At 64.2% G+C, this 8296-nt stretch carries 7 protein-coding genes; 2 read left to right on the top strand and 5 right to left on the bottom strand.

What is annotated here, in order from left to right:
- Positions 1-36 precede the first annotated feature (36 nt).
- Complete coding sequence (locus JFB92_RS24605) at positions 37-276, bottom strand: hypothetical protein (RefSeq protein ID WP_199044566.1); 240 nt, start codon at positions 274-276, stop codon at positions 37-39.
- A gap of 376 nt (positions 277-652) precedes the next feature.
- Between JFB92_RS24605 and JFB92_RS24600 the strand changes: the two genes are divergently transcribed.
- Positions 653-1096: a hypothetical protein gene (locus JFB92_RS24600; RefSeq protein ID WP_199044565.1), complete on the top strand. Its 444-nt coding sequence runs from the start codon at positions 653-655 to the stop codon at positions 1094-1096.
- 236 nt (positions 1097-1332) lie between these two features.
- On the opposite strand, the gene JFB92_RS24595 is transcribed toward JFB92_RS24600, so the two are convergent.
- The 4 genes from JFB92_RS24595 to JFB92_RS24580 all read right to left on the bottom strand — a co-directional run bounded on the left by JFB92_RS24595 (position 1333) and on the right by JFB92_RS24580 (position 6999).
- Positions 1333-1953 (bottom strand): hypothetical protein, encoded by a 621-nt coding sequence (locus JFB92_RS24595; RefSeq protein ID WP_199044564.1) that lies wholly within the window; start codon positions 1951-1953, stop codon positions 1333-1335.
- Between the two features lie 93 nt (positions 1954-2046).
- The gene (locus JFB92_RS24590) at positions 2047-2604 is read right to left on the bottom strand and encodes a hypothetical protein (RefSeq protein WP_199044562.1); all 558 of its coding nucleotides are present in this window, start codon (positions 2602-2604) and stop codon (positions 2047-2049) included.
- Between the two features lie 217 nt (positions 2605-2821).
- Positions 2822-5005: a DNA/RNA helicase domain-containing protein gene (locus tag JFB92_RS24585; RefSeq protein WP_199044560.1), complete on the bottom strand. Its 2184-nt coding sequence runs from the start codon at positions 5003-5005 to the stop codon at positions 2822-2824.
- A gap of 131 nt (positions 5006-5136) precedes the next feature.
- On the bottom strand, positions 5137-6999 hold the full coding sequence (locus JFB92_RS24580) for a DUF2075 domain-containing protein (RefSeq protein ID WP_199044558.1): 1863 nt from the start codon (positions 6997-6999) through the stop codon (positions 5137-5139).
- Positions 7000-7450: 451 nt separating this feature from the next.
- Between JFB92_RS24580 and JFB92_RS24575 the strand changes: the two genes are divergently transcribed.
- A partial coding sequence (locus JFB92_RS24575) for a helix-turn-helix domain-containing protein (RefSeq protein ID WP_199044556.1) occupies positions 7451-8296 on the top strand: 846 nt, incomplete at its 3' end.

Genomic DNA, 8296 nt, shown 5'->3' with positions numbered 1-8296 from the left:
ATCCTCGACTGGAAGCCCTAGCTTCTCAAACAGGCCCTAGCCGAAAGCCACCTCGAAGACGCCATCCTGGTACTCCAAGCGGTCCTCGACGGTCAGAAGGGCGTCGGCACGAAGATCCCCGGCGGCGCCGCCGACCAACCAGGACCCGGACAGTCGGCCGGAGCCGCCGTCTCCGCCAAGGACACTCCCGCAATCGGGGCGGCAAAGCCCGATCACGGTCCGATAGCTCCAACGGCCGACAGAGTCGATTTCAACTACGACCACGATGGCGAGCATCTACCGGTCACGATCATCTTTGGCGAGGAGCGCTCGACAGGCCCTTCCGGGGAGAAGCTGCTCGAGCAGGAGCCGGAGCGCCGTGGTTCGTTTGCTCGGGCCACCCGAGCGGCAGTCCGGCGGTTCGATGACCTTTCAGACGGCGGGAAGAGCATCACAAGCACGCAGTACGATGCTGCACGAGCACCGAATGCTCCGGCCGCACAGACGAACACCTTCACCGTGCAGCGCGACGACACTCCGCAGGTCACCGGGATTCCCCGGGCTGATGTGAACGTTGGGGACGCGGCAAGCGCGACTCTGGCTCTTGCGGTCTTCGGGTTGGCCGCTGTTGCATCGAAACGAGAAGCTAGACAGCGAAAGAGGGAGAGACGAGATGACAGCTAGTGCCGTGCATCGGGAGCAGCTTCGAGCGTTCGCCACAGGCAACATCGATCGTGCCCAAGAGCTCAATGATTCTCTTGCCGCCGAGGATCGCGCCAAATACAACAACCTGCTCGGTGCGCTGTTCGCGGTGCTCCTGGACAACCACTTCCAAGGTGACACCTCGCCTCAGGCGATAGCAGCGTTCGTCGGCAATATTCGCCGGGACTACGAAGCGGCGGGCCAGCCCTTCAATGCATGGACCGTCGAGGGCGTCCTTCGCGCTACCGCTGGGGAGGAACATCTCCTGAACGAATTCTCGCCCGAGGACCTTCTTGCAACTCAGACGTTGATCGTCGGCCGATTGGCGATCAACAACCCGGAGGTTCAGGAAGACATTGACCGATTCCTGGACGAAGCCGAAGCAATCGTGGTCGAATGGGAGCGTGAGGAGTAGCGTCACCGCCCCAGGCGCACCGGGGGCGATCGGCCCGAACAGACAACCGAAACTGCCCGCACCAGCGGCGATGAGCCCCGGGATTACACCACACCAGCTCAATGTCCGGTGTCGCGGAGGCCCTCCTGAAAGATTCCAGCGGAGCCGTTCAACCTGTGCTCAGCAGCCAGAAGGAGTCAAGCACCAGGAGGATCCCCCAGTCGTATCAAGCATGGTCACGACTTCGCTGCAGTGCCCTATTCGGACTCAGCTCCCGGCATACGGTACTCCCACTGGTCGTCTCCCAGTTCGACTCCTTCCGGGAGGGCCACCTCCGGCAGGATGATCCGTTCCGACCAGGCAATGCCCCCGCCGTCATCCGTGGGGTTCTCGGTGAAGGACAGCTCCGATCGGAGAGCATTCAGGCCGGTTCGATAGAGCAGGAACCAAGTTCTGAGCTCCTTGTAGCCGGCGGATTCGGGGAGCTCATCAAGCAGAGTGTGCTCGGCGTTCCGCTTGATGAGATCCTGCCGCGCTGAGCCGCCGGGACGCTCAGGGGCCGCGGCCGCCCCTTTCTCGCGGTTGGCCGTCTCGCTGTTGCCCGTCACATGGAGGATTCGCACCCCATGCCGGAAACTCCATACGCTCTGCTGATTGGAGGGGCGGCCTCCCTCCCACCCGACGAGTTCCAGGCTCTCCTGCAGCCGTCGACCGAGCCGGGAGTACAGCAGCACCCCTTTGCAGAACCCGGCATCATGCTTCGTACAGGTTCCCGCCTCCGCCAGGCCGTACTTGAAGGCGTCCTCGAGGACCTCCCAGTCGAGGCCCATGGCGTCGAGTCTCGCGTGAGCTGCTTCTTCGGCGTATATCTGGACCATTGACACTCCCGCGCATAACGGAACGTACCCATGAAATCCCACCGAGTAACATCGTATCGAGACTTCCCGTGCGCCGCAACCCTCCTCGGTCGTTCAGAGCTTCCGAACGACGCTCCTCCAGCCGGCATCCGCAGGAGCCACCGGAAACTCGTCGCGGAACCGGTCCAGTTTGTCCTCGACGCGCTCGCAGCCCTGGAAATGCCGTCGCTTCGGGTGACCGATGATGCGCTCGCATATTTCCGCAGCCGAGCAGGAATCTTCGAATGCCCGTATCGAAGTCAAGGCGACGACATGCTCCCACGGCCGTCCAGCCGGACCGTAGACCGGCCAGAGCCGATCGGCGAACTCCCTGGAGTGAAAGACGGCCGCGATCACGGCACCGAGCACTATTCCGCGCCTCTGAACGAAATAGCAGCAGTCCCCGACTTCCACCTCCTTGATCGGAAGACGGGGATCGTGCTTCTTTCCCATCAGTCCCCAGAATCGCGCCTCTCCCTCCGGGAACATGGCCTTCAGGACTTGAAGCTGGTCTCTACTCCGCTGCTGCTTCACAGCGATCGACGAAAGCCGCACTGGCGAGCCGGCGGTCCGATTGAAGTTGTCGATCGCGACGGCGTTCTCTTCGGTCACGGGGAACATGATTGCTGCCATGATTCGAGACTCCTTCCGGGGGGGATCTGCTGCTGCAGGTACTACAGCACGCTTCCTCGGAGGCTAGACCTTCATGCGAGCGTGTCGCGCGTCTGAAAACAGTGGCGCGTGTCTCGGATTCGGCGTCGGTCCTGAGTGCCAACGCGGCTCCGCCCCCGCGGCCCAGGTGCCGTTCGCGTGAGCGCGGCGGCGAACATGCGACCCCCGAACGGATGGATCAGTCCTGTGCGAGACGGCTGAGAAGCGCGCTTCGCAAGGATTCCGGATCCCAGTCCGACTCCCTGCGAGCCGTCCACCCGGCCTCGGCGTAGGCCGTCTCGGCTTCCAGTGCCGCTTCGTGGCCGAGGCCGTCCGGCAGGACAGCGATCAGCTGATCGCGCCACGCGTACTCGGAATGATGCCCAGGCACGTAGTCCAGACCCTTATGCGGGAGAGCGCTTCCGGCCCTCTGCGCCTCATAGACCACATCAATGGTCTCCTGAGGCAGCTTCCTCCGAAGGCGTTCCCACTTGTCCTCCGGCTCGGCTCCCTCCGGCAGCGGCAGGGGTTCCACCAAGCCCCTGAGCTCAGCCCGCAGGAGGTTGTCCTCGGCGTAGATCACCATCCCCTTCATGCCACGAGTCATCAGCACGTAGTAGGCGTTCCGGATCAACTTCTCGGAGATCCGCCTGTCATCAGGTCGATTCGCGTAGGTCGGCACGTTCGTGTTGTTCTCGGGCAGCGGGGTCGCGAGAGTGTCGCGCAGAACCAGGTCCCGGCCGATGATGACGCCTGCCCACTCCCAATCGAGGCCCTGGGCCGTGTGGACGCAGCCGATCTGCTTCCATCCGCCCTCCTTCCAGCCCCACTCGATCGACTTGGGGCCGTCACCGGAGGCCTGCTCCAGATTCCATTGCTTCCTCCAGTCCCCGATCTCGACGAACCCGAAGCCGTCGTCCGTTGACTTCCAACACAGCCCAGCAGTCATCCGATACCGGTCTCCCCGCCCCGCCACAGCTCGCAGGATCCGCTCCACCTCCTGCGGACGCTCGGCGATCCAGAGCTTGAAATCCTCCCGCTGCCGCCAGAGTTCCGGGGCCTTCGGTTCGTGTCCGACCATGCGGCGCACCCAGTCGATGTACTCCCTGGTCCCGGCCGAGCGGAACTGGGTTTCCAGTTCGATGACGTCGACCGAGACGTGCCGCTCCTCGAGTTCTGAGCGGAGTCGGTCGACCGTTCCTATCTCGGTCGTCTTCATCTGCTGGTCGTCATCAACGAAGAACACGTGCACCCGCGAGGTCCAGAGGATGTCGTCGATCTGATCGGATTCTCGGCTGTGGCTCCGAAGGCTGGTCCGCTCCTCCAGTCGGTGCGCCTCGTCGCAGATCGAGACTGTCGCGCTCAGCCTCATATTGCGGTTGGTGATCTTCTTCTCCCTCGGGCTGCGGAAGATCTGCTTTGCATCCCCATCGGACAGGCCCGAGTTCTTTTTGAGGGCCTCACGGAACGCCTGATGCCAGGTCCAGTAGTAGACCCCCTCATCTTGAAGGAAGTATTCGCCCGCGAGTTTCAGAGCGATTGCGGTCTTCCCGGTACCAGCCCTGCCGTGGACGATCACCGCCGCCTTCCGCTCGCTGCCCTCAAGCTCCTTGACCTTCTGGGCCACGAGTTCGTGCGCCTCCTGCTGCTCGCCTATCAGCACGAACCGCTTGTCGGCGGTCTCGTCGAATTCGGCGGCGACCCGTTTGAGCAGCGCCTCCGACTGGCGGACGCGGGCGTTGAGCAGCATGCGCCGCGCACCGGCCGAGCTCCCGTCGCTGTACCGTCCCTTCAGGAACTCAGCGAAGTCCGCCAGCTCCCCGGCGCCGAACATCGTCGAGTTCCGACCATCCCCGAAATTTCGGAGCCGTTGCATGAAGTCGTCGGTGGCGTTGTGCAGGAATACTGCCGACGAGAACGAATCATGATCCAGTACCGCGTACAGTTCGGCGAGATACCGAGCATGGCCGGTCACCTGCCCCCACGGGTGCTGTTTCGATGCCGGCCCGCCCTGCTTCCAGCCCGCCATCACCCTGCCGCTCGGGAGCACCTCGAAGTCGGTCCATTGCTTCAGTTCGACCAAAGTGAACACGGGACGGCCGTTGTCATGGCCGGGCCCGGCGAGAATGACGTCCGCCTGTTCGGGCCACGGCGGCATGTCGAGCTCTATGAACATGACGAGATGACCGAGACCGAAGTCGTCCAACGCTTCGGCCAGAGCCGGAAGGCTCTGGTTCCAGGAGGTGATCTCGGTTTCCGATGGTGGTTTGCGGTACAGCTCATGGCACTTGGCCTTGAGGAGATCTCCGAGGCTGCCGTCTGCCCTGGTGTTGCCGAATCGGCTGCGGAGTTCGGACGCGGAGATGTCGAGGAGGGCGGACAATTCTGGATCCCCAGTTGCACGAGAGGCTCGTGTGGATTGGGGGACGTGTCCGCGGCTCGGGCCTGAGGGAAGTCCGGCGTACCACTCTTACTGTGCGATAAGCATAATGGACGACGGCAAGCCCACATCCCTCAAACGGTGATGGATCGGGCTCGGATCAGGGATGTCAGGAACTCCTGCGTCTCCGGATCCGTCGAGTAGAGGAGGGTGCCTCTCAACCCGCGGGTCAGCAGGACCTTGTAGGTGTTGCGGATGAGGCGGTCGGCTTCGGCGTCGGTGGTCTTCCTTGTCAGCGCCGGGTCCTTGCTGGCGCTCCGGTCGGTGACGAAGCGCCCGTCCCGGTACACCAGGTCGGGGCCGATGATGACGCCGTTGTAGTCATACTCGAAGCCTTGGGCCGTGTACACGCAGCCCACCTGGCCGAATCCGCCCTCACGACTGGCCCACAAGGACGCGGGCGGGGCGTCGCCGACCGAGCGATCGCCCTTGACGTTCCAGGGGCGCGACCAGTCGTCGACGACCACGTCGGGGATCAGGGTCAGATCCTTCGTCGGGTCGGACCATTTCCAGCAGTATCCGGCCGCCATCCTGGACGAATACCCCTCGTGGAGCCGGGCCGCCAGGCGGGTTTCGAGTTCCCAGGGCGTGCCGGCGACGCCGACCTCGAACTGGTCGTCGCCCTCCCAAGGCGTCGGACCACCCGGTTCGAGATCGAGCAGGCGCAGGACCCACTCTTCGTACAGCGTGCTTCCGCCGCATCGGAATTGATCCGCCAGATCGACTTGGTGGACCTTGAATCCCTTGAGCTCGGCGTACGCCTCGATGTCGGCGACGGTACCGATCTCGCCGGGCCGCACCACCTGGTGCTCGTCAAGCAGGAACACCGGCACTCGGGCGGCCGACATCAGCTCGTCGATCTGCAGTCGTCCCGTGCGGTTCTCCTGTTTCGTGAAGCGGTTGGCCGAGGTCTCGCGGATGCGGTGCGCCTCGTCGCAGATGAGTACGTCGAGCCCATTGCGGTCGGCCTTCATGAAGCTGTTGAAGTACTTGAACAGGCTCTTCAAGCGCGTGGAACCCCGCGCGACGTGCTTGCGCATGGTCTCGGTGAAGGACCTCGACCCCGTCGCGTGGAGCGCCGCGTAATTCTCCTCCGCAAGCCTCGCCAGCAAGGTGAGCGCGATGACGCTCTTGCCGGAGCCGGGGCCGCCGGTGATGACGACGACCTCCTTGTTGTCCGCGCTCCAGGACTTCTTGACCAGGTGCAGTACCAACTCGAATGCGGTCCGCTGCTCTTCCAGCAGGACAAACTGATCCCGGTTCTTCAACTCCTCGGCGGCATGATCGAGCAGCTGTTTGGAAGGCCTGATCCGGGCGGTCTCCAATCGGTCCGCGGCCCCGGCTCCGGGTTCGGGCGCGAATCGGCTCCGCAGGTAGTCGATCAGTGCGGAGCGTCGGCTTCCGGTGAACAGCCGAGAGCGGTCATCGTCGGGCAGATCGAACAGGTCGAAGACGTCGCCGTCCTGCGCGTTGTGAAGGTAGGCGATGCTCTCCACCGCTTCGGGACGCAGCCCTTCGACGAAATCCGCCAGGTAGTCGCGGTAGCCTCTGGCCTGCAGCGACGGGTGGAGCTTGGGCTCGGGCCCGAGTCCGGGGACGAGGACCAGTTCAGGATCGTCCTCGAAGAGTTCGGCCTCGCTCCACTGCTTGAGTTCGACGATCACGTAGCGATCGCCTCCGTCGTGACCGGTGCCGGCCAGGATCACGTCGATGCGCTTGCTGGTGAGCGGTAGGCGATGCTCCATCAGCACTTCGACCTTGGGAAGTCCTGCGTCGATGAGGTCCTGCGCGATCACCGGAAGGCTCCGGTTCCATGAACGCTGTTCGCCGGCGGATGCCTCGGTCCCGAATTGATGCCGGTACTGCTCCGACAGCGCCAGACTGATCCTGCCGCCTGGAAAGGCCGTGTCGACACGGGCAAGGCTCTGCGCTGACATGCGCATGATGGCCACTGACAGCTCCCAAGGCACACGAAGTACTCGTGCGGCGGGGGAGCATGTCCGCTCCAGGCGGAAGCTCGTCGGGCCACAACTCGGTTTCGCGACGAGTCTAACGGTTGCGGCACTCCGAGTGGGGGCACCGCTTTCCGATCGATCCTCGTCCTCCAGAGTGAGAACCTTTCCCGCGGCCGCGTTCGCGTAGGCGTTCGACCGGTCCGCTGCACCCGATCGATGGACTCGAACGCGAGGTCATCTTCTCCACCGAGGCGATCTCTGCACGGGCACCGGCGGCGGGAGGCGATTCGATCCCGACCCGGTAGTTTCGGGCTCTAGAACCTACAATTGCCCGTATGGCGGCGAATTTATCGGTTGACGACCACCCGACGACGTACGAGCGGCCCTGCGAAAGCCCTGCGGCACACCTTCTCCCCTCGAGGCAACGTGCTCTATGACCAGCGAATTCGGCAAGATGGTCCGGCGACTTCGGTCGCGGGCCGGTATGACGCAGGACGAATTGGAGAAGCGTTCGGGCCTCGGGATTCGCACCATCCGGCGAGTCGAGTCCGACGGACACTCCAGTCTGCGAATGAAAACGGTGCAGCTGCTGGCCGAGGGGCTGGGGCTCGAGGGAAGCGAGCGAGAAGAATTCATCGCCGCCTCCGGTCGAGTCGCGCTGCGCCCGTCAGCCGAATCCCAGACTGAATCACCAGGCGACAGCGGGCGAGACCTTCCCGATGAACTGGTCGAGGCCGCGGGGAGCCTCGCCCGGGAGCTGCGTCTGCGTTGGCGGGAGGAAGAGGAGCACCGGCAGCTCCGGGATCCGTTCCCGCTGCCCGTGCGGTGGCGGCCGATGGCCCCTGAACTGCTCGACTCGTGGGCGAACATCCGCCGCTGCCCACCCGGAGCGACGGCCGAGCCGATCGACCTGACCGGCCGGTTGGACCAGATCGCCGACCTCTACCGACGGATTCCCTCAGGGAGACTGGTCGTGATCGGCCGGGCCGGGGCCGGGAAGTCGATCCTCACCCTGCGATTCGCCCTCGACAGCCTCAGCGGCAGCCGAAGCCCGACCGATCCGGTGCCGGTTATCTTCCGGCTCGAATCGTGGAACCCCGAGACCACGAAACTGCGGGACTGGATGGCCGAGCAACTCCTGCGCGACCACCCGGGCCTGAGCGCGCCGGCGCCCGGCGGGGCGACCCTGGCCGTCGCCCTGATCGAGCACGACCTGATTTTGCCGATCCTGGACGGGTTCGACGAGGTCGCCGCGGGCCTGCGCCGACACGTCTTGGAG

This window comes from Glycomyces salinus (assembly GCF_016428645.1).
In the GTDB taxonomy this organism is placed as follows: domain Bacteria; phylum Actinomycetota; class Actinomycetes; order Mycobacteriales; family Micromonosporaceae; genus Glycomyces; species Glycomyces salinus.
This window is presented reverse-complemented; position numbering and strand designations above follow the sequence as displayed.

Bases quoted from the DNA above. Each gene is read 5' to 3' on its own strand.
- JFB92_RS24600 (WP_199044565.1), top strand. From the start codon at position 653: ATGACAGCTAGTGCCGTGCATCGGGAGCAGCTTCGAGCGTTCGCCACA.
- JFB92_RS24590 (WP_199044562.1), bottom strand. From the start codon at position 2,604: ATGGCAGCAATCATGTTCCCCGTGACCGAAGAGAACGCCGTCGCGATC.
- JFB92_RS24605 (WP_199044566.1), bottom strand. From the start codon at position 276: ATGCTCGCCATCGTGGTCGTAGTTGAAATCGACTCTGTCGGCCGTTGG.
- JFB92_RS24580 (WP_199044558.1), bottom strand. From the start codon at position 6,999: ATGTCAGCGCAGAGCCTTGCCCGTGTCGACACGGCCTTTCCAGGCGGC.
- JFB92_RS24595 (WP_199044564.1), bottom strand. From the start codon at position 1,953: ATGGTCCAGATATACGCCGAAGAAGCAGCTCACGCGAGACTCGACGCC.